Genomic DNA, 21,060 nt, shown 5'->3' on the forward strand with positions numbered 1-21,060 from the left:
CTGCTCTAGGGTCGGACCATTCGACGGCGTGTAGCTCAGCGAGACAGAGCACCGGGCTTGGTACCCGGAGGGCGCGGGGGCAGGGCCCGCCACGCCGGCATGGACAAGGCACAGGCCGGATACGTGACCGGGCAGCTCGCGTCGGCGTTCGTCACCGCCGCCACGCACGAGGACCCGGCAACCCGGCAGCGGGCGGAGGAGCGCGTACGACGGTGGTCGCTGGTGCTGTCCGGCGGCCACGCACACGGCTCCCGTACCCCCGTGAAGGAATTTCCGGCCTGGGTGACGCTCGACGTGGCCCGGGGCGGGTTCGCGACCGGCGAGGCGTCGGCCGGCGGACCGCTGCGGCCGCACGAGGCACGCTTCGGCAGCCGGGCCGCGGCGTTCGCCCACGCCCTGACGGACGCGGGCCTGGCCGAGCTGCACGCGATGCTCGACAGCGGCGACTACCGCATCGACGTGCCCGAGCAGGGCGCGCTGCTGGTCGTCGCGTCCCTGCTGCGCTCCGGCGACCGCGCCGCCGCGCTGGAGGTGCTGGAGGCGATCGGCCCGTACGCCGACCGGCTGTGCTTCACACCCGTCCCGGACCGCCCGGTGGTACGCGCGCCGGACGTGGTGTGGCGCGCCGGCGCGGGCGAGGCCGCCTCGCAACTGGCCGCACGGACGGAGAATCCGCGGATCGCCGCACAGCGCGAGGCACTGACCGTGTGGAATCCGCTGGCCGACGCGTTCCTCACGCTCTGGCTGGACTTCGACGCCGACCGCGCCCGGAACCTGATCGCCCGCTACCGGACGCTCGCGACGAAGCACAAGCACAGCCGCAAACACCTGCGCCGCAAGGAGAACCTCTACATCCTGCGCACCGCGGCCGAGCACGTCGTCGCCGGCCGCGACCTGACCCCGCGGCACACCGGCCTGCTGCGCGTCGCGATCGCGTCGATGACGGCCAAGCGCGGCCTGCCCGGCTCGCCCGGTCACACGGCACTGCGGACCGCGCAGGCCCGGCAGGCGGCGAAGCCCGGCCACCACGTGCTCGCCCACGCCGTCTCCACCCGGCTCGGCGCGCTCGACCCGCGCACCGGAGTGTCCGACGTCGACGCGATCTGCGCGCCGGTCGACGGCGTGCCGGTGCCGGAGCCGATCCGGCGCGTGGTGCGGCGAGCCACCGCCGGGACGATCCCCGAACTGATCGCCGCCCGGGTCGTGCCGTCGGCCGAGGTCCTGGCCCGGCTCACGCCGCACATCACCTCGGTGGTGGAGGCGTCCGGGTACGCCGACCCGGCACTGATGGCCGCCGTCTACCGCGCGTTCCGCAACCGCCGATCACTGCTGCTGCGCGACTACGCCCACCAGGTGCGCATCGGCGAGCTGCCGTGGGTCGCCGCGCAGAAGCCCGCCCGCCCGACCGGGCGTGCGGAGACCGCCTGGCGGCTCGGCACGTACTACCTCACCGGATTCCCCGGGACGATCACCCCGAGCCCGCTGGTCACCGAACTGGCGACGCTCTCACCGGTGCACCCGTGGGTGGAGGAACTGGCCGCGGACATCTTCATGGGCGGGTTCACACCCAAGTTCCGCAAGGCCGCCGCGCTCGCCGGAGAACTGCTCGACGGGAGCCTCTACCAGCGGTACTACGACATCGACTGGAAGTGGGCCGCCGCCGACCTCGCCGGCTACTGCCGGGCACGGGCCGGACAGCCGCGCGCCTCCACCGCCGGGAACGGCGCGATCATCGAGCAGGGCCAGATCATCACCACGCACAACCTGGCCACACTCGCGTACGCGGTCGGCGCCGAGCCACAGGACGGCTGGCACGCTGCCGCGGACGGCGCGTTCGGCACCGCGCTGCGGATCGCGGCCCGTCCGGGCAGCCTGCGGGCGAGGAAGGACATCGCGTACGCGTGGCGTCAGGCGATCTTCTTCCTGTCCGTGCCGGGCACCGGCGACCCGAAGGAGACGATCGCCGCCTTCCACGACCGGCTCCGGTCGGGACCGGAGCGAGTCCGTGAGCGGCTGCTGCCCGCCGTGGAGGAACTCGGGCAGGTCGCGTCCGGCGCGCGCGGCGGAAGCCCGCTGCTCGGCTGGGTGGTGCGCTGACCACTGCTGTCACCGCGCTGTTCCCCGGCCGAGCGTTCAGGCCGCCTCACCTCGCGCCGTGGCCCTGTCGGCCGCCGTCCACATTGGTTCGCGGCCCTCCGACAAGCAGAAGTCTTCCCAGGTCAGAGACTTCCGCCCCGGGGCTCCGGGCCGTGCCCAGTAACTGACCTGTCCGTTGTACGACCACGCTCCGGTCGCTGGACCGGTGATACTGACCAGCTGTCCTTCGCTTCGGAGACGAACCAGCGCCAGGCTGAAACGGGAGTTTGTCGCCGTCACGCTGCTCGGCTCCAGCATCACGTGTCCCTGTTCCCGTATGTGCGCGGCATAGAGATCGGGCCGGACCTTCGACAAGCGATACTCGACGATGCCGTACTCCAGGAACGGTTCATGCGCGCCGATGCACCGCATGAGCGGATCCAGGAGTTCATCGGTGACGCCCTCGGCGGCGGTGCCCGCGGTCCCGGTGGCCTGGCGAGCGCTCAGCTCCCAGACGTACACATGACCGTCGTGCTGGCGCGCGTCGGCGCAGGTGTACCGGACCAATCCGTCCGGCAGCCGTTGCATGGAAACGTCGTCGGCGCTGAAGCACCTCGGGCAGGTCTGAATCGCCATGATCATCGAAACTCCGATCCGTCAGGAACGCCGGGCCTTGCCGAACAGATCGGCAAGGACCCCGTCCATCCAATACACCGCCAGTGAGCCGTCGTGGTTGTTGCCGACGCTCCAGCAGATGTTGCGATGCGCCTGCCTGCAGTACCGGCCCGGCCACGCCAGCACGCCCGCGACCCCGTTCGCGCCGTTCGGGATGTCCACCAGGTCCGCCAACTCCTGCCCGCTGAACTCCTTGTGCGGGTTGTCGAGCAGGACGGAGAACAGGGCTCTCGCCCGGTCGTTGAACTTTGCCCACAGCTCGCGAGCCAGTGCCTCGTCGGCGGAAGTCCACCGCCGGATCTGCGCTGGATCCGCCTCCGGCGACTCGGTCGTGTCGTCCCCGGCCAGCCATCTGCCGTACATCGAGTAGAACTCGGCAACCCGATCCTCAGGCACTTTGACCGTGATATCCAGCATATGCTCCCCTCCCATCGTGCAAATGTAGGCTAGATACAAGTCTGGAACAAGTAAATACCCATCAACAGAGAAGTAAGTATGCGCGGCCTCCCCGCCGTCCGGAGGCCGTCGCACTCGCCTCGCCCGCAGGACCGAGGCCAGGTCCGGATGCTTCGAGGAGGCGGCGAAGGGCGGTCTGGATCGACGATGCGCGCCTGCCGATACGGGGGAGGTGAGCACGCACGGTCAGCCGGCCGCGGTGCCGTCCACGCGGCCGGCCGGCGCGCCGTCGTCGGCATGCCCGGTGTCAGCGGGGCCGCGCCGGCCGTCGACCGGCACCGCGCTCTCCGGGAGAAAGGGAACGTCGTGCACCGAGCCGCTCGATGACAATCCGCAGACGAACGGCCCCGCGCACGACACAGTGACAGGACACCGCTGTGGCGACACGATCGGCCTCAGCCGCGAATCGGGTCCTGACAGCTACCTGTCCCCGGGCACCCTCAAGGGCGACCCGTCCCGTGGACGGGTTCTACGACCGCGCGGCCTTGGCCAGGTCGGACATGCCGGGCTCGCTGAGGGCGTGGTCGAGCTGGACACGCCAGTCGGGCTGGGCGGGGATGCCGGCGGCGGCCCAGGCGTCGTGGCCGAGGACGCTGTACGCGGGGCGCTTCGCGGGGCGGGCGAACGCCTCCGCGGTCGTCGGCTTGATCCGGTCGGGGTCGAGGCCGGCCAGGTCGTAGAGGGTGCGCGCCAGGTCGTGCCAGCTGGCCTGGCCCGCGGCCGTGCCGTGGTAGACGCCGGGCGGGGCGGTGCCGGCGAGCGCGGCCGTGCCGAGCCGGACCAGCTGCTCGGCGAGCGCGGCGGTCCAGGTGGGCTGGCCGATCTGGTCGGTGACCACGTCGACGGTGGGACGGGTCGCGGCCAGCTTCAGCATGGTGGCCACGAAGTTCGGGCCGTGGTCGCCGTAGAGCCAGGCGGTGCGGACCACGTAGCCGCCGGTGCGGAGCGCGAGCTGCTCACCGAGGAGCTTGCCCCGGCCGTACGCGTTGATCGGCGCGGTCGGGTGCGTCTCCGGGTACGGCGTGGTGCCGGTGCCGTCGAAGACGTAGTCGGTGGAGATCTGGATCAGCTTCGCGCCGTTGACGGTGCAGGCGGCCGCTATGTTGTTGACCGCGCGACCGTTGATGTCCGTCGCCACGTCCTCGTGGTCCTCGGCCGCGTCGACGTCGGTCCACGCAGCCGTGTTGATCACGATGTCGTGTCCGGAGACCGCGGAGGCGACCGCGGCCGCGTCCGTCACGTCCAGGTTGTCGCGCGTGGCAGCCGTGATCTCGACCGGGGTGTCACTACGGCGGGCATGGCGGCCGTACGGTGCGGTGGGCTCGGTCAGGGCGGCGACGAGGTCGCGGCCGAGCATCCCTCCCGCGCCGGTGATCAGCCAACGGGTCATGTGCCGGCCCCCCAGGAGTGCGATGACATGCTCCCGGCCAAGGAGCGCTCGCCACGGTACCAGGGAGCACGTGCGCCCCGGCCGGTCTGCCACGCGCGTCGATCACAGCTTGATTGCGAAGTAACTGCCGGTAGTGGCCTGACGTGAGTACTATTCGCCGGTGCGTGGGATCCTTTTGGCAGGTGGCACCGGTTCTCGGCTCTGGCCGATCACCCAGGCGGTGTCCAAGCAGCTGATGCCGGTTTTCGACAAACCGATGATCTATTACCCCCTCACCACGCTCGTCACCGCGGGTGTACGCGAGGTGCTGATCATCACGACGCCCGACGACCAGGACCAGTTCCGGCGGCTGCTCGGTGACGGAACGCAGTGGGGCCTGTCGCTCAGCTACGCGGTCCAGCCGCGCCCGGAGGGCATCGCCCAGGCGTTCCTGATCGGCGAGGACTTCCTGGCCGGCGACGACGTCGCGCTCATCCTCGGCGACAACATCTTCCACGGCGGCGACCTGCCCAACCGGCTGAAGGAGAACGCGGCGCATGCCGGTGGGCGGGTGTTCGCCTACCCGGTGGCCGACCCCAGCGCGTACGGCGTGGTCGACTTCGACGAGTCCGGCAAGGTCATCTCCATCGAGGAGAAACCCGCCGATCCGAAGTCGCGGTACGCGGTCCCCGGTCTCTACTTCTACGACTCCGACGTGGTGAAGATCGCCAAGGATCTGCGGCCGTCCGCGCGTGGCGAACTCGAGATCACCGGCATCAACGACGCGTACCTGCGCCGCGGGGAGCTCACCGTCACGGTGCTCGACCGGGGGACCGCCTGGCTCGACACCGGCACGTTCGCGGATCTTGTCCATGCGGCTGAGTATGTGCGGGTCATAGAGGCGCGGCAGGGCTTCAAGATCGGATGTATCGAGGAGGCGGCCTGGCGCGCGGGTCGCATCGACGATGCGCAGCTCCGTGCCTTGGCGCAGCCTCTGCTCCGTAGCGGGTACGGCGACTATCTTCTTCGGCTGCTCGACTGGGAGCGTTAGCGGCGGGGGCGTGCCTGGGCCGGCGGGGATACGGGCTTGGCACGTTGGGGTGGCTGGTGATGGAGGCGCTGCGGCGATCCGGTCGGCGAGAGACGCGGAGGCGCGGATCCTCGCGAGTGCTGGTTAATCGGGTCGATCTTCGCGTCCGGAGTTTCGGCAGGATGCCGGGAGTTTCGGCAGAAGGACACCGTAGTTCCGGCAGCACGCCGGGTTTCGCGCAGCACGCCGGAGTTCGCGCAGCACGCCGGAGTTCGCGCAGCACGCTGGGCGGGCGCTGCGCGCCCGATATTTCGTGTTATTGGTTGCGTTGGGTGGCTTAGGTTGCGTTTTGCCTCCGGCGGGCCTCCGGCGGGAGCCTCCGACACCGGGGCAGCGGAAAGGCCATTTCAACTGCCCTACCCCACATCCCGGGTGGCTGGGTTTCGCGCGGGCCTGTCTGCCCCGTATGCCATCGAGCCGGGACAAGCCGAGCAGATCATCGGCAGGGCCGCCAGCTTTGGTCTGTCGTGCGGCGGCAGCGCGGTTCTCGCGTGTGGGTGGTCGCTTCTCGCTGCTCGGTGCCGGGTCCGTGGGTGGTCCGGTTTTGAGGGTTGCGTCGGGTGGGCCGGTGCCGGTCAGCGTCGTGGTGGGGTTCAGGCTTGCGTCGCGTTGTTTGCCGGCGGTTGTGTTGGTGGCGGCCCTGCCGATGATCTGCTCCCCTGCGGGCGGGTCGACGGCATACGGGGCAGCCAGGCGGTCACCTGTGTGGGTGCTTGCGCATAAAAACAAAAACCCGCCCGTGGGTAGGCGAGAAGGCGGGTCAAGATCCTTGCGTCTCCGGTGGCCTTCTGCTGGCCCGCGGAAGGGCCACCAGAGGCGGGAAGGTCAGGGTCTGAGGTAGTTCTCCTGATCGACGTGGGAGTCGGCGGCAGCGTGCGGGCTGGGTCATCGCGTCAGCGGGATCGGGGTCCGGGGTCGTCCCCGGGGAGGCTCACGCGCGCCCGACAAATCCCCGCCAGCCCCACGAACCGGGCAAATACCCCTCCCAATGCAGGATTTTTTCGCACCCGTCCGACGGCGCGGGTCACACAGGTGCCACAAGGGGGTCACGTGGGGCTAATGTTCGTTCATGGAGCGGCGAATCTTCGGTCTTGAGACCGAATACGGCGTCACGTGCACCTATCGAGGTCAACGGCGTTTGTCACCGGACGAGGTGGCGCGCTACCTGTTCCGGCGGGTTGTCTCCTGGGGAAGGTCCAGCAACGTCTTCCTGCGTAACGGCGCCCGGCTCTATCTGGATGTGGGTTCCCACCCGGAGTATGCGACGCCCGAGTGTGACTCGGTGCTCGACCTGGTGGCGCACGACCGGGCGGGGGAGCGGATCCTGGAGGGGCTGCTCGTCGACGCGGAGAAGCGGCTGCACGACGAGGGGATCGCGGGCGAGATCTACCTCTTCAAGAACAACACCGACTCGGCCGGCAACTCGTACGGCTGCCATGAGAACTATCTGGTGTCCCGGCACGGCGAGTTCGGCCGGCTCGCGGATGTGCTGATCCCGTTCCTGGTCACCCGGCAGTTGATCTGCGGCGCGGGCAAGGTGCTGCAGACGCCGCGCGGCGCGGTCTACTGCCTGTCGCAGCGGGCGGAGCACATCTGGGAGGGCGTCTCCAGCGCCACCACCCGGTCGCGTCCGATCATCAACACCCGCGACGAGCCGCACGCGGATGCGGAGCGGTACCGGCGGTTGCACGTGATCGTCGGTGACTCGAACATGAACGAGGTCACGACGCTGCTGAAGGTCGGCACGGCCGACATCGTGCTGCGGATGATCGAGGCGGGCGTGGTCATGCGTGACCTCTCGCTGGAGAACCCGATCCGGGCGATCCGCGAGGTGTCGCACGACGTCACCGGCCGTCGCAAGGTGCGCCTGGCGTCGAACAAGGAGATCTCCGCGCTGGAGATCCAGCAGGAATACCTGGCGAAGGCGACCGAGTTCGTGGAGCGGCGCGGCGGCGACGACACCGCCAAGCGCGTGGTCGAGCTGTGGGGCCGGGTGCTGGACGCGGTCGAGAGCGGCAACCTGGACCCGGTGGCCCGGGAGATCGACTGGGTCAGCAAGCTGAAGCTGATCGAGCGTTACCAGGCGAAGAACGATCTGCCGCTGTCGCATCCGCGCATCGCGCAGATGGACCTGGCGTACCACGACATCCGCCGCGGCCGTGGGCTGTACGGGCTGATGGAGCGGCGCAAGCAGGTCGACCGGATCGCCAACGACCTGGACATCTACGAGGCCAAGGAGACGCCGCCGCAGACCACGCGGGCGCGGCTGCGCGGCGAGTTCATCAAGCACGCGCAGGAGAAGCGGCGCGACTTCACGGTCGACTGGGTGCACCTGAAGCTGAACGACCAGGCGCAGCGCACCGTGCTGTGCAAGGACCCGTTCCGGGCGTACGACGAGCGGGTGGAACGGCTGATCGCGAGCATGTGAGCGTGACCGTGGTCCCGCCGGCGGCTACGCTGGCGGGACTATGACCACACCTGAGCACCGGCAGAACCGCATCGAGCGGCGCCGGGAGAAGATCGTCGCGGAGATCCAGGCGAACCGCCGTGGCGAGTACCGCGTGCCCACCTGGGTCTATGCCGCGGTCCTGCTGGCGATCGTGGGTTTCTGGGCCGCGTTCGTCATTCTGGGCTGAGCCCGGCCGCGATCGCGCGCAGCGCCCGGCTGACCGCGGGCCGGTCGGCGGCGGGGATGTGGTCCAGGACCCGGCGCCGCGCGCTGGCGACGTGACCGGGCTGCGCGTCCTCCACCTTCTTCGCGCCGACGTCGGTGAGCACGGCGACGGATCCGCGCGCGTCCGTGGCGTGCCGGGTGCGCCGGACCAGGCCGAGCCGGGCGAGATCGGCGACGACCCGGGTGACGCGGCTGGGGGACAGCGCGGTCGCCGCGGACAGCTCCACCATCCGTAACTGCTGGTCCGGGGCCTCGGAGAGGCTGAGCAGGATGGCGAACTCGGTCATCGACAGCCCTTCGGCGCGGCTCATGTCGTCGTCGAGCACGCGGGGGAGCTGGTGCACGACGTGCGCGAGCGCGCGCCACAGCGCGTCCTCGTCCGCGGCCAGCCGATCTTCGCTCATCACCGGATGATTCCAGCGCGCGTGTGCGTGCGCAACAAAACATTTCCTTGCGCACGCACACTTCTTCGCGCATCGTTGCGTGCGCAAGAAAAGAAAAACCATGAGGGGGTACGCCATGAGCGACGATCTGGAACGGCGCGTGCGGACGATCGAGGACCGGTACGCGATCAGCGAGGTGATCGTCCGGTACGCCGTGTCGATCGACCGCCGGGACTGGGACCGGTACGCCACCTGCTTCACCGGCACGCTGCACGTCGACTTCTCCGAGGCCGGCATGCCCGCGGCCGACCTCACCCGGGAGCAGTTCGTCGACTTCTCCCGGGCCGGCCTCGGCGGCTGGACCGCCACCCAGCACCTGAGCCCGAACCACGTCATCACGTTCGACGAGGCCGACCCGGACCGCGCGGTGTGCGAGTCGGCCATGTACGCCCGGCACCACATGAGCGACACCGACCGGGACTTCGTGATGCGCGGCGCCTACACCAGCCACCTGGTACGCACCGCGGACGGCTGGCGGATCGAGAGGCTGATCCAGCACCTCGGCTGGGCCGACGGGGACCCGGCGGTCTCAGCCCAGCAGTGACGCCGCGTGCCGGCCGGCGGCGGCCGCGGCCAGGAAGTAGGCGTGGTCGCCGTCCAGGTCGCGGCCCATCGTCGACAGCCCGACCGGCAGCGCCCGCAGGGCCTCGTCGAGCCCGCCGACCGGCACCCGCACGATCGTGTGCCGCTCCGCCAGCAACCGCAGCGTCGCCTCCACCTCCTCGGCCAGGCCGTCCGGGATCTCCGCGGGCACGACCAGGTCGGCCGGGGTCAGCGCGACCCGGCCGTACGCGGTGACGCTGTGGTGGGAGATCCCCCGGTGCCGCGGGCGCGGGTCCGCGTCCGAGATGCGCAGCGAGCCGACCGCGCGGCCGCCGAGCGTGTTGACCGCGTTGACCGCCTCGCCGACCGCCACGCCGGAGAAGCCCCAGCGGGTGCCGGTGCCCAGGTTGCCCGGCCCCTGCGCCACGATCGTGATGTCCGCGCCGAGCGCGTGCCGGGCCGCCAGCAGGCCGCTGTGCACCGTGGTCGCCTCCAGGTCACCGCCGAACGCCTGACCGGCGGTGACCGTGCCCGCGAGGCTGCCGCGCAGCGCGGACAGCGTGCGGGAGAACCAGGCGGGCAGCGCGCCGCCGTCCGTCATCACGTAGGCCACCCGGCGGCCGGGCCCGATGCCGGCCAGGATCGCGGGCAGCGCGGAGTGCAGGTCTGCCAGCACCACCGGCATGCCGTCCAGGTCGTCGGCCTCGGCGAGCACGTCCCGGTACGGCGACGCCTCCTCGTCCACGCCCATCATGATCGCCTGCAACGGGGTGTAACGGGCCTTGACCAGGTGACCGTTGTCCCGCGTCGTCCTCTCCGGCGAGACCGGGAGGTTGTCCGGCAGCGCGACGACCAGCGCGTACCCGCCGGTGCCGAGGCCCATCTCCAGCGCGCCCACGTTCAGCAGCACCCGGTCACCGACCACGGGCTCCCCGACCAGCGGCGTGTAGGCGAGCGCCTTGATCGCGTCCAGCTCGCCGTCCACCGTCACGGACAGCTCGCTCGCCCCGTCCCAGCTGCGCCGCAGCGCCGTCACCGTTCCCGACCGCCACCGAATCATGGGGTTAGACCTTAAACGTAACCGGACGGGGGATGCCGCGGGGCGCGGCCGTGGACGGGACACTGCTAGTTTTGCGGGCGTGTCGCGCATCCGCACCGAGCGGCTGGTCAATCTGGTCATCTGCCTCCTGTCCACGCGCCGGTTCCTGACCGCTGCGCAGATCGCCGCGACCGTGCCCGGTTACGAGCACGATCCCGAGGACCCGAAGGACCACGAGGCCTTCCAGCGCAAGTTCGAGCGGGACAAGGCCGAGCTCCGCGAGCTCGGCGTCCCGCTGGAGACCGGCACCGCCAGCGCCTTCGACAACGAGCCCGGCTACCGCGTCGCCCACCGCGACTACGCGCTGCCGGACATACCGCTCGAGCCGGACGAGGCCGCCGCCGTCGGCATCGCCGGCCGCCTCTGGCAGCACCACGGCCTCGCCGCGGCCGCCTCCTCCGGGCTGGCGAAACTGCGCGCTGCCGGCATCGACATGGACCCGCGCGCCACGCTCGGCGTCGAACCGGTCGTCACGGTCGACCCCGCGTTCGCGCCGCTGACCACGGCCGCCCGGGAGCGCCGCGCGGTCGCGTTCGACTACCGCGCCCCCGAGGGCGACGAGGCCGCCACCCGCAAGCTCCAGCCGTGGGGCGTGGTCTGCTGGCGCGGTAAGTGGTACGTGGTCGGTCACGACCTCGCCCGCGACGCGGTCCGCTGCTTCCGGCTCTCCCGCATCCAGGGCAAGGTCCGGGTGACCGGCCAGCCCGGCGCGTTCACCCCGCCCGCCGACCTGGACCTGATCAGTCACGTCTCGCACTTCTCCGGCCCGGTCGAGTGGACCGGCCGCGCCACGCTGCTCGTCGAGCCGGGCACCGGCGCCGGGCTGCGCCGCTGGGCACAGCAGGTGGTCTCCGAGGGCGGCAAGGACAAGATCATCATGAGGTACGCCGACACCGACCGACTGGCCGGCACGCTGGTCCGCTACGGCGCCTCCGTGCAGGTGCTCGCCCCGCCGGAGCTGCGCGACGCGGTCATCCAGCGGCTCAAGGAGATCGTCACCCGCACCGAGGAGGTGCCCGCGTGACCACCGCCCCGTCCGCCTCCCGCGCCTCCGCCGACCGCCTCGGCCGCGTGCTCAACCTGGTGCCCTACCTGCTGGCCCGCCCCGGCATCGCGATCGTCGAGGCCGCGTCCGACCTCGGCGTCAGCGAGAAGCAGCTGCGCGAGGATCTGGAGCTGCTCTGGGTCTGCGGCCTGCCCGGCTACGGCCCCGGCGACCTGATCGACATGGCCTTCGACGGCGACAACGTCACGATCACCTACGACGCCGGCATCGGCAAGCCGCTGCGGCTCACGCCGGACGAGGCGCTCGCGCTGGTCGTGGCGCTGCGCATGCTGGCCGAGACGCCCGGCATGGGCAACCGTGACGCGATCGAGCGCGCCCTGGTGAAGATCGAGTCGGCCGCCGGGGCGGACGCGGACGCGCCGGTCGCGGTCCGGATGTCCGGCAACTCGAAGAAGGTCGACCGGGTCCGCGGCGCGGTCGAGCGCGGCAAGGCGCTGCGGATCACGTACTACACCGCCTCCCGTGACGAGACCACCGACCGTGTGGTCGACCCGATCCGGGTGGTCATGGTCGGCGGCTGGGCGTACCTGGAGGCATGGTGCCGCCGCGCCGAGGCCACCCGGCTGTTCCGCGTCGACCGCATCGACGGCTGGACCGAGCTCGACGAGCCCGCCGCCCCGCCCGCCGAGGCCCGCCCCGCCGACTTCAGCGAGGGCGTGTTCCGGCCCGGCGCCGAGCTGCCGCTGATCACGCTGCGCGTCGGCCGCTCCGAACGGTGGATCACGGAGTATTACCCGTGCGAGACCGTCGAGCGCGGCGCCTCCGGCGAGGACTGGCTGGTCACGATGCGGGTCACCGACCTCGACTGGGCACGGCGGCTGATCCTGGGCCTCGGGCCGGACGTCACCGTGGTCAGCCCGCCGGAGCTGATCACCGGCATCCGGGAGCAGGCCGCGGCCGCGCTCGCTGCGTACTCCGTACCCTCGGCTTAGGGTTTAGATCATGGTGTTGTGGATCGTCATCGGTGTCGCCCTGTTCTCCCTGATCGTGCTGGGGCTGGCGGCACGACCGGTGCTGAGGCGTCTGCCGGAGCTGGACCGGGCCGTGCGGCGGCTGCTGCTCAAGCAGGAGGCGCTGGAGCGGCTCGCCGCGAAGGCGGAGGCGCTGCAGACGCGCACGCTCACCGTGGCGGAACAGGCGGGCAAGGCCGCCGACCAGGTCACCGTGATCCGTGCCGGGCGGTCCTGACCTGCTGTCAGGCTGTTGACGTGCGGATCAGTGTGGCAGAGACTACGTGAAGCACGGTCATCTCCGTGATGCTGTGCTTGTCCTGTGGATGGTGCGGGCCCGGTGGCAGTCGGCCGAAGCGCACGTACCATGGGGCACGGCACCGGTCACCACCCGGCTGCCGTCGATAACCGAGTTGGAGATTGACAATGGGCGCATTCAAGACGTGGCACATCATCGTCCTGGTGATCGTGGTCGTTCTGCTGTTCGGCGCGAAGCGTCTTCCGGACATGGCCCGTTCGCTCGGCCGTTCGATGCGCATCCTCAAGGCGGAGACCAAGGGCCTGATGGATGACGACAAGAAGGACGGGCCGGACGACCTGGCGGACAAGGCCGACGCCAAGAACGGCCGCGCCCCGCTGCAGGGCGATGTCTACCCGCCCGCGTCGTCGCAGAACCACGCGACCGCGGACCAGCACGTTCGCGACCGCTGACCTGAGCCGTGCAGATCGCCCTTCCTGGCCGTAACAAGGGGCCGTCAAAGTTCGAGCAGGCGGCCAACGGCGAGATGACCCTGCTGGAACACGTCAGGGAACTCCGCAACAGACTCTTCAAGGCGTCGGTGTCGATCCTGGTCGGCTTCGCGGTCGGCATGTGGCTGTCCGGCCGCGTCCGGTCGCTGCTCCAGCAGCCGTACTGTGAGCTGCCCGGGTCGATCAACGAAAAGGGCGAGTGCACCTTCGTCCAGCTCGGCCCCGCCGACCTCTTCCTCCTCGACCTCAAGATCGCGCTCTGGGTCGGCCTGGTCATCGCCGGCCCGATCTGGCTGTACCAGCTCTGGGCCTTCATCGCGCCCGGCCTGCACCGCCACGAGCGCCGCTACGCCTACATCTTCGCCGCGATCGCGGCCCCGCTGTTCGCGCTCGGCGCGACGCTGGCCTTCTTCGTGGTGCAGAAGGGCCTGGAGTTCCTGCTCAGCGTCGCCGACCAGAGCATCGAAACCACCCTGGAGATCACCCGCTACATCGGGTTCGTCACGAACCTGATCCTGATCTTCGGCGTGGCCTTCGAGTTCCCCCTCGTCGTGCTCATGCTCAACTTCGTGGGCCTGGTCAGCGGCCGCAAACTGCTGAGCTTCTGGCGCGTCGCGGTCTTCGTGTTCTTCGCGTTCTCCGCCGTCGTCACCCCCACCCCCGACCCGTTCGGCATGACCGCGCTCGCCGCCTGCCTCTGCCTGCTGTACTTCATCGCGGTCGGCGTCGCACTGCTCAACGACAAGCGCAAGGGCCGCGGCAAGGAGATCTACGCCGGCCTGAACGACGACGACATCTCGCCCATCGACTTCGGCGACGCCGAGCCGGTGACCGCGGGCGCCCGCGTCGAGACGCCCAGCGCCATCGAGCCCGTCGAGCCCGTCTCCGGCCCCGCGCCGGTGACCCCGCCGAAACCGATCGAGCGCAACTACGACGACATGACCTGAGAATGACCCCTCAGCTCAACGACACGGCCGGCAGCTTCTCCGCTGCCGGCCGTGTCGTGTCCGTCCTCGCCCACCCCGGCGCCGGCCGCGGCCGCCACCGCACCCTGCTCCCCGCGCTGCTGGAAGCCCTGGCCGGCTCCGGCCACCCGATCCGCCTCCTCGACGCCCACGACTCCGCCACCGCCGAGACGGCCTGCCGGGACGCCGTGACGTCCGGCGCCGCCGCGATCATCGCCATCGGCGGCGACGGCACCTTCCACCGCGCGCTGCAATCAGTCGCCGGCACCGGCACCCCGCTCGGCCTGATCCCCACCGGCACCGGCAACGACTTCGCCACCGCCGCCGGCCTCCCCGCCGACCCGCTCACCGCCGCACGATCCGTCGCCCAGGCCCTGAAAACCGGCACCTTCCGCCGGTACGACCTGGCGCGCGTCTCCTCCGCCACAGGCCCGGACCGCTGGTTCGGCGCCGTCCTGGGCGCCGGCTTCGACGCCCTGGTCAACGAGCGCGCCAACCGCATGCGCTTCCCCCGCGGCCCCCGCCGCTACGACCTGGCCATCCTCGCCGAGACCCTCACGCTGCGCCCCCGCCGCTACACGCTGCGCGCCGACGGCGGCGAGCCCCGCACCTTCGACGGCATCCTGGTAGCCATCGGCAACACCAGCTCCTACGGCGGCGGCCTGCAGATGTGCCCCACCGCCGACCCCCACGACGCCCTGCTCGACGTGACGATCGGCGCCCCCATGCCCCGCCACACCCTGCTGCGCCTCAAACCTCGCCTGCGCACCGGCACCCACGTGACCGACCCACTGGTCACCACCCTGCGCGCCCGCACCATCGAGCTGAGCGTCGCCGCCCCCGTCGTCAGCTATGCCGATGGGGAGCGGTGTGCCCCGCTCCCCATCGCCATCTCCAGTGTGCCCCAAGCCCTGTCCCTCGCGCTGATCTAGCCGCCCCCGGATCTCTGCTCGTGCCGCTCCTCCCGGCCAGGCCCACCTCGCTATTTCCCGAAATTTCGGACGCGGCGCGCCCGCTCCTTCCTCGCGCGTTCGCGCACAGCCAGGCCGTGCCGATATGCGTCCTTTGCCCCATTCGTCGGCGATCTCCGGTCATGCCCACGCTCGTCTGTACGTTTTCCACGCTCCGAGGGGCTCCCGCCTGAGGTCCGCCTGGGGCAAAACCGCAACAAGCACACCCGGACCGCTAAAGCATGAAATTTCGGGCGCGTAGCGCCCGGATCCGCCATGCCCCCACCTCAAGCCCGCAATCAAGACAGAACGTGATGCACCCAAACGTTCGGCTCGACATAAACGGCGACGTCCTGCGCGGGATCACAATGCACCGGCACCAGCGCCTCCGGCACCACCACCGCCCCCGCACCGTCGAACGGCAGCCCCGTCCACCGCCGCCACTCGCCCAGGGTCCCCACCATGACCATGCTGGAGTGCGCCACGTTCACGATCCGCCCACCGGCCCGCACGTGCACCCGCAACCACGGATCCACCGGCAGCCCGTCCGGCCGCACCGCGAACGCGTACTCATCGATGGACAGCAGAGGCTGAAGATGCTTCCCGTTCGGCCGCACCGGCGCGATCAGATCGCCGAACCCCTGCGCCGCCGTCCGCGCCCGCATCTCCGCCAGCATGATCCCCGACAGCCCGGCCCCACGCAGATCGGGCCGGACGAGGATCTCCAGCGCCGAGACCACCGTCCCCGCCGCCCCCGACAGCCGCCTGCGGACCCCGCTCCGGATGGCCCAGTCCCAGCCGTCCTCCGGCAGCCCCGCCGCGATGTCCCCGTCGAACGCGAGCGGCACCGACAACCCGCGCGCGACCGGTTCCCCTGTCGCGCGGTCGACCGCGACCAGCACATGGTCCGGGAACGCGTCGAGATGATCACCGAAATAGAGACCCGACGTCGGGTCCTGCATCATGAACTTCGGCCAGATCCCGTCCAGCCGTCCGTAGAGCCCGCGCCGCCCCGGGTCCTCCGCCACCGACGCGATGTCGAGATCGACAACCGGGCCGCTCATCCGCGCGACAACAACCCTGCCAGCGCGAGCGTGGCCCACAGCCCGTTCGCCCGCCCCGGTTCCGCCGCCGGCAGCACCAGCGTCGCCAGCCCCGCCTTGACGGCCCCCGCGTCCGCCGCCGAGTCGCCGACCATCAGCGCCCGCTCCGGCTGCACGCCGATCATCTTGCAGGCCCGCTCGAAGATCTGCGGGTCCGGCTTGATCCGGCCGATCTCGTACGACAGCACGAACTCCGTGACATAGGCCGACAGCCCCCACGCCTCGAAGTGCGGCCGGATGTCGAACCCGATGTTGCTGACGACCGCGACCGGCACGCCCTTGTCGTGCAGTGCCGACAGCGTCTCCGCCGCGTCCGAGTACGGCGACCACCCGTCCGGGGTCAGCAGCCGCTCGTAGAGCGCCTCCGCGAGCCCGTCGATCCCCGAGTCCACAGTGTCGGCGAGCCCGACGTACGCCGCCCGATGGCAGTGCGCGTAGATGTCCCGTTCCGCCCACACCTCCGCGAGCTGCGGCGGGATGCGCCGGGGGATCGGCCCGCCGGCGCGCCCTGCGGTGATCAGCCGGTCGGCCAGGACGGTGGCCCTGGCCGGTTCCAGGGTGGTGCCGCACGCGTCCGCGGCGGCGAGCACCCAGTCCACCGGCGGCTCGACCTGGGCGAGCGTGCCGTGGAAGTCGAAGAGGATCCCCTCGATCGAACGCTCGTCGTGATCCGCCACGTGGTGAACCATATCTGGTGGTGTGCGGGGGCCCGGCCTCACGGTGCGCTGTGGCCGCGCCGCGCCGCGTGACCCGGGCCGCCGGAAAGTCCTCGGAAAACAGAAAAGCCAAGATCGTGTGGCCTCGGCTAATGTTGAGCACGTGACATCTCCCGCTGAGCGGTATGCGGCGTCTCGCCGGCGGGCCGCGGAGTCCGCTAATTTCCCCCGTCTGGATGACTTCGCGCTCGATCTGGGCTTTGATCTCGACGACTTCCAACGTGAGGCGTGCCAGGCGGTCGAGCGTGGCAGCGGCGTGCTGGTGTGCGCGCCGACCGGTGCCGGCAAGACCGCGGTGGGCGAGTTCGCGGTGTATATGGCGTTGTCCAGCGGCGGCAACACCAAGTGCTTCTACACCACGCCGATCAAGGCGCTGTCCAACCAGAAGTACCACGACCTGGCCGACCGCTACGGTGCGGACAAGGTCGGGCTGCTGACCGGCGACAACGTGATCAACGCGGATGCGCAGGTGGTCGTGATGACCACCGAGGTGCTGCGGAACATGCTCTATGCCGGTTCCGCCGCGCTGGACGGCCTGGCGTACGTGGTGATGGACGAGGTGCACTACCTGGCGGACCGGTTCCGGGGCGCGGTCTGGGAAGAGGTGATCATCCACCTTCCCTCCACTGTGACGCTGGTGTCACTGTCCGCGACCGTCTCCAATGCGGAGGAGTTCGCGGACTGGCTGGTCACCGTGCGCGGCCACACCGAGGTCGTGGTCTCCGAGCACCGCCCGGTCCCGCTCTGGCAGCACATGATGGTCGGCCGCCGGATGTTCGACCTGTTCCACGACGCGGACGCGGCCCGTAAGCACGACGTGCATCCTGAGCTGCTGCGTTACACCCGCGAGCAGCTGCGGCGCATGGAGATGGGCGACCGCACGCACGGCCCGGCCTGGAACGGCGGCGGGCGCGGCGGCCGGCCCAAGCGCTGGCAGCCGCCGCTGCGCTTCGACGTGATCGAGCGCCTGGAGCGCGCCGACCTGCTGCCCGCGATCATCTTCGTGTTCAGCCGCGCCGGGTGCGCCGCCGCCGTGCAGCAGTGCATGGCGGCCGGGCTGCGCCTGACCACGCCGGAGGAGCGCGAGGAGATCCGGGCGCTGGTGGAGGAGCGGATCACCGCGATCCCCGGCGAGGACCTGACCGTGCTCGGCTACTGGGAGTGGCTGGACGCGCTGGAGCGGGGCCTGGCCGCGCACCACGCCGGCATGCTGCCCGCGTTCAAGGAGGTCGTGGAGGAGCTGTTCGTCCGCGGCCTGGTCAAGGCCGTCTTCGCCACGGAGACGCTGGCGCTGGGCATCAACATGCCGGCCCGGTGCGTGGTGCTGGAGCGGCTGGTCAAGTACAACGGCGAGGCGCACGTCGACCTGACCCCGGGGGAGTACACGCAGCTCACCGGCCGCGCGGGCCGCCGGGGCATCGACGTGGAGGGGCACGCGGTGGTCGTGTGGTCCCCGGAGGTCGACCCGCGGCACGTGGCCGGGCTGGCCAGCACCCGGACGTACCCGCTGAAGAGCTCTTTCCGCCCTTCCTACAACATGGCGGCGAACCTGGTCGGCAGCGTCGGCATCGGCCGCGCCCGTGAGCTGCTGGAGTCGTCGTTCGCGCAGTTCCAGGCGGACCGTTCCGTCGTCGGCCTCGCGCGTCAGGTGCAGAGCAACGTCAAGACCATCGAGGGGTACGGCGAGGAGGTGCGCTGCCACCACGGCGACTTCAACGAGTACTTCGAGATCCGGGTGGCGATCGCGGAGCGTGAGCGCGGCATCGCCCGCCAGGGTCAGGCGCAGCGCCGTGCCGAGACCGCCGCGGCGCTGTCCAAGTTGCGCCCCGGTGACGTGATCCGCATCCCGTCCGGCCGCCGTGCCGGGCTGGCCGTGGTGATCGACCCGGGCGTGGGCGGCTTCGGCGAGCCCAAACCGATGGTGCTCACCCAGGACCGCTGGGCCGGCCGCGTCCCGGCCGGCGACTTCCCCGGCCTGGTCGAGGTGCTGGACCGGGTGCGCGTGCCGAAGAACTTCAACCCGCGCTCGCCCGCCGCGCGCCGTGACCTGGCCGCCGCGGTCACCGCCACCGGTCTGGACCGCAGCGGCGGTGGCGGCGGTGGCCGTCGTAACCGCACCCGGTCCGGCGCGGCCGACGACCACGAGCTGGCGCTGCTGCGCGTGTCGATGCGCCAGCACGCCTGCCACCAGTGCCCGGACCGGGAGGAGCACGCCCGCTGGGCGGAGCGCCGGCACCGGCTGGAGCGCGACACCGACCAGCTGCGGGACAAGGTCGCGGGCCGGACCGGGTCGCTGGCCCGCACGTTCGACGCGGTCTGCGGCATGCTGGCCGCGCGCGGCTACCTGACCGCGTCCGGCGAGGTGACGGACGCCGGCCGCATGCTGGCCCGGATCTGGACCGAGACGGACCTGCTGATCGCGGAGTGCCTGCGGCGCGGCGCCTGGGAGGGACTGCAGCCGGCCGAGCTCGCCGCCGCGGTCTCGGTCGCGGTCTACGAGGCACGGCGTGAGGGCGACGAGCGGGCGAACGTGCCGCGGGGCGCCGTCAGCGACGCGGTCGACGCGACCGGCAAGATCTGGGCCGAGCTGGAGGCCGAGGAGGCGTCGCGCGGCCTGGAGCTGACCCGGGAGCCGGACCTGGGCTTCGTCTGGCCGATCTACCGGTGGGCGCGCGGCGAGTCGCTGGAGAAGGTGCTGGCCAGCGGCCACAACCTGGACGGCGACATGCCGGCCGGCGACTTCGTCCGGTGGGCGCGCATGGTGGTGGACCTGCTCGGTCAGATCTCGCAGGCGAGCGGCGCGTCCGACGCGGTGCGTGCCACGGCCCGGCAGGCGATCGGCGTGGTGAACCGGGGGGTTCTGGCCTACAACGCGGTGTCCTGAGGTGGTTGTCTGATTCGTGGTCCGAAGTCCGGACCTGCCGTTTCGGCCAGGTGAGATATCACCGTTCGCCATTTGCCATCCCGACATGTGGACGGCCAGTATCAGAGCTGGTCTCGCGTGTCACGGGGAAGGCGACGTCGGTGTCCGGACAGATACACCATTTCGAGTACGGCGTGATCACGCCGATCCTCAGCTACGCGCTCTCCGTGCTCGGGTCGGTGCTGGCGCTCACCTGTGCCGTGCGCGCCCGTGGCGCCGCGACCACGGGCGGGCGCGCGCGGTGGATCGCCGGGGCGTCGCTGGCGCTCGGCGGCACCGCGATCTGGACCATGCACTTCATGGCCATGCTCGGCTTCGCGGTCGAGGGCGCCACCATCCGCTACGGCGTGGTCCCGACCGTGATCAGTGCCGCGCTCGCGATCGTCTCGGTCGGCATCGGGCTGAGCCTGGTCGGTTTCGGCCGGGCCGGCTTCGTCAAGATCCTGGCCGGCGGCCTGTTCACCGGGCTCGGCGTCGCGGCCATGCACTACACCGGCATGTACGCGATGCGTCTGCCCGGCACGATCGGCTACGACACGGTGCCGGTGGTGCTCTCCGTGCTGATCGCGGTGGTCGCCGCGATCGTGGCGCTGTGGCTGTCCGTGCGGGTCAGCGGCGGCTGGGCGATCGTCGGCTCCGCGCTGATCATGGGCGTCGCGGTCAACGGCATGCACTACACCGGCATGACCGCGATGCACGTGGAGCTGCACGACGAGCCGGTCGGCGACGGCGTCACCGCGAGCACGCTGCTGGTGCCGATCGTGGTGGCGGTGATCGTCGGCCTGATCGGGCTGGTCTACGCGATGCTGTCCGCGCCGTCCGACGACGACCAGGCCGCTCTGGCCTATCTGGAGTCACGGCGGTCCGCGGCGGGGCCCGCGGCCGCTCCCGCCGCTCCGGCAGAGGGCCGGCGGGGTGTGATCGCGGCCGGTGGTGCGCTGCAGCAGCCGCCGCGACGGACCTCGACGCCCGGCGGATCCGGCTTCAACGGATTCGAGCCGAAGAACAAGGGCTGAAACCCTTTTCGCACGGGTACGCCCGGTCAGCGCCTCGGCGCCGGCTGGGCGTTCCATCGTTGCGGGCACCGGGTTCCCTCGGTGCCGGCTGAGTGCGCGCTCAGCGTACCCGCGATGGCCTTTTATTGATGGTTGTGATTAGAATGTGAGCGTTCACCTGGCCGTTTCCGGGCGCGGCCTACACCACACCGTGCGG

At 70.8% G+C, this 21,060-nt stretch carries 21 protein-coding genes and 1 tRNA gene; 14 read left to right on the forward strand and 8 right to left on the reverse strand.

Translation table 11 applies throughout. The features are described from left to right. Positions 1–24: 24 nt before the first annotated feature. Positions 25–98, forward strand: a tRNA-Pro gene (locus OP04_RS53480). 1 nt (position 99) lies between these two features. Continuing rightward, complete coding sequence (locus OP04_RS20200) at positions 100–2,097, forward strand: hypothetical protein (RefSeq protein WP_051798391.1); 1,998 nt, start codon at positions 100–102, stop codon at positions 2,095–2,097. A gap of 36 nt (positions 2,098–2,133) precedes the next feature. On the opposite strand, the gene OP04_RS20205 is transcribed toward OP04_RS20200, so the two are convergent. The 4 genes from OP04_RS20205 to rfbD form a co-directional block, all read right to left on the reverse strand. After that, a complete protein-coding gene (locus OP04_RS20205; protein ID WP_033341324.1) occupies positions 2,134–2,718 on the reverse strand; it encodes a hypothetical protein in 585 nt (194 codons plus the stop codon). Positions 2,719–2,733: 15 nt separating this feature from the next. Then, positions 2,734–3,168 carry a DUF6416 domain-containing protein gene (locus OP04_RS20210; protein WP_033341325.1) on the reverse strand — a complete coding sequence of 145 codons (435 nt, stop codon included), beginning with the start codon at positions 3,166–3,168 and terminating at the stop codon, positions 2,734–2,736. A gap of 225 nt (positions 3,169–3,393) precedes the next feature. Continuing rightward, on the reverse strand, positions 3,394–3,519 hold the full coding sequence (locus OP04_RS56475) for a hypothetical protein (RefSeq protein ID WP_269746689.1): 126 nt from the start codon (positions 3,517–3,519) through the stop codon (positions 3,394–3,396). A 157-nt stretch (positions 3,520–3,676) separates the two neighbouring features. Further along, entirely contained in the window at positions 3,677–4,597 is a 921-nt protein-coding gene (gene rfbD, locus OP04_RS20215; RefSeq protein ID WP_033341326.1) for a dTDP-4-dehydrorhamnose reductase, read from the reverse strand. 160 nt (positions 4,598–4,757) lie between these two features. Here rfbD and rfbA point away from each other — a divergent pair, with 160 nt between their 5' ends. The 3 genes from rfbA to OP04_RS54715 all read left to right on the forward strand — a co-directional run bounded on the left by rfbA (position 4,758) and on the right by OP04_RS54715 (position 8,302). Next, a complete protein-coding gene (gene rfbA / locus OP04_RS20220) occupies positions 4,758–5,627 on the forward strand; it encodes a glucose-1-phosphate thymidylyltransferase RfbA (RefSeq protein ID WP_033341327.1) in 870 nt (289 codons plus the stop codon). A gap of 1,108 nt (positions 5,628–6,735) precedes the next feature. Beyond that, the gene (gene pafA / locus OP04_RS20225) at positions 6,736–8,094 is read left to right on the forward strand and encodes a Pup--protein ligase (protein ID WP_033341328.1); all 1,359 of its coding nucleotides are present in this window, start codon (positions 6,736–6,738) and stop codon (positions 8,092–8,094) included. 40 nt (positions 8,095–8,134) lie between these two features. Next, entirely contained in the window at positions 8,135–8,302 is a 168-nt protein-coding gene (locus OP04_RS54715; RefSeq protein WP_198153901.1) for a hypothetical protein, read from the forward strand. On the opposite strand, the gene OP04_RS20230 is transcribed toward OP04_RS54715, so the two are convergent. Then, on the reverse strand, positions 8,289–8,744 hold the full coding sequence (locus tag OP04_RS20230; RefSeq protein WP_033341329.1) for a MarR family winged helix-turn-helix transcriptional regulator: 456 nt from the start codon (positions 8,742–8,744) through the stop codon (positions 8,289–8,291). The genes OP04_RS54715 and OP04_RS20230 overlap by 14 nt on opposite strands. A 115-nt stretch (positions 8,745–8,859) precedes the next feature. On the opposite strand from OP04_RS20230, the gene OP04_RS20235 reads away from it, so the two are divergent. Continuing rightward, positions 8,860–9,327, forward strand: a complete 468-nt coding sequence (locus OP04_RS20235; RefSeq protein ID WP_033341330.1) for a nuclear transport factor 2 family protein — start codon at positions 8,860–8,862, stop codon at positions 9,325–9,327. On the opposite strand, the gene OP04_RS20240 is transcribed toward OP04_RS20235, so the two are convergent. Further along, positions 9,313–10,386 (reverse strand): DUF3866 family protein, encoded by a 1,074-nt coding sequence (locus tag OP04_RS20240; RefSeq protein ID WP_033341331.1) that lies wholly within the window; start codon positions 10,384–10,386, stop codon positions 9,313–9,315. The genes OP04_RS20235 and OP04_RS20240 overlap by 15 nt on opposite strands. A gap of 79 nt (positions 10,387–10,465) precedes the next feature. Between OP04_RS20240 and OP04_RS20245 the strand changes: the two genes are divergently transcribed. The 6 genes from OP04_RS20245 to OP04_RS20270 all read left to right on the forward strand — a co-directional run bounded on the left by OP04_RS20245 (position 10,466) and on the right by OP04_RS20270 (position 15,088). Beyond that, on the forward strand, positions 10,466–11,449 hold the full coding sequence (locus OP04_RS20245) for a helix-turn-helix transcriptional regulator (RefSeq protein WP_033341332.1): 984 nt from the start codon (positions 10,466–10,468) through the stop codon (positions 11,447–11,449). After that, positions 11,446–12,423 (forward strand): helix-turn-helix transcriptional regulator, encoded by a 978-nt coding sequence (locus OP04_RS20250; protein ID WP_033341333.1) that lies wholly within the window; start codon positions 11,446–11,448, stop codon positions 12,421–12,423. Before OP04_RS20245 ends, OP04_RS20250 begins: the two co-directional genes overlap by 4 nt. Positions 12,424–12,433: 10 nt before the next feature. After that, a complete protein-coding gene (locus OP04_RS20255) occupies positions 12,434–12,679 on the forward strand; it encodes a hypothetical protein (protein WP_033341334.1) in 246 nt (81 codons plus the stop codon). 188 nt (positions 12,680–12,867) lie between these two features. Next, entirely contained in the window at positions 12,868–13,152 is a 285-nt protein-coding gene (gene tatA, locus OP04_RS20260) for a Sec-independent protein translocase subunit TatA (RefSeq protein WP_051798394.1), read from the forward strand. A 14-nt stretch (positions 13,153–13,166) separates the two neighbouring features. Then, entirely contained in the window at positions 13,167–14,138 is a 972-nt protein-coding gene (tatC, locus tag OP04_RS20265; protein WP_033341411.1) for a twin-arginine translocase subunit TatC, read from the forward strand. Between the two features lie 2 nt (positions 14,139–14,140). Further along, positions 14,141–15,088, forward strand: coding sequence for a diacylglycerol kinase family protein (locus OP04_RS20270; RefSeq protein WP_033341335.1), 948 nt, complete (start codon positions 14,141–14,143; stop codon positions 15,086–15,088). Positions 15,089–15,405: 317 nt separating this feature from the next. Here the strand turns inward: OP04_RS20270 and OP04_RS20275 are convergent, their stop codons facing one another. Both OP04_RS20275 and OP04_RS20280 read right to left on the reverse strand, forming a co-directional pair. Next, the gene (locus OP04_RS20275; protein WP_033341336.1) at positions 15,406–16,170 is read right to left on the reverse strand and encodes a hypothetical protein; all 765 of its coding nucleotides are present in this window, start codon (positions 16,168–16,170) and stop codon (positions 15,406–15,408) included. Next, positions 16,167–16,898: an HAD family hydrolase gene (locus OP04_RS20280; protein ID WP_063746646.1), complete on the reverse strand. Its 732-nt coding sequence runs from the start codon at positions 16,896–16,898 to the stop codon at positions 16,167–16,169. The genes OP04_RS20275 and OP04_RS20280 overlap by 4 nt, the downstream gene beginning before the upstream one ends. A gap of 130 nt (positions 16,899–17,028) precedes the next feature. Between OP04_RS20280 and OP04_RS20285 the strand changes: the two genes are divergently transcribed. Beyond that, the gene (locus tag OP04_RS20285; RefSeq protein ID WP_033341337.1) at positions 17,029–19,809 is read left to right on the forward strand and encodes a DEAD/DEAH box helicase; all 2,781 of its coding nucleotides are present in this window, start codon (positions 17,029–17,031) and stop codon (positions 19,807–19,809) included. A 140-nt stretch (positions 19,810–19,949) separates the two neighbouring features. Continuing rightward, positions 19,950–20,864 carry an MHYT domain-containing protein gene (locus OP04_RS20290; protein ID WP_033341338.1) on the forward strand — a complete coding sequence of 305 codons (915 nt, stop codon included), beginning with the start codon at positions 19,950–19,952 and terminating at the stop codon, positions 20,862–20,864. Positions 20,865–21,060: the final 196 nt, after the last annotated feature.

The organism is Catenuloplanes japonicus, from assembly GCF_000717135.1.
Taxonomy (GTDB): Bacteria; Actinomycetota; Actinomycetes; order Mycobacteriales; family Micromonosporaceae; genus Catenuloplanes; species Catenuloplanes japonicus.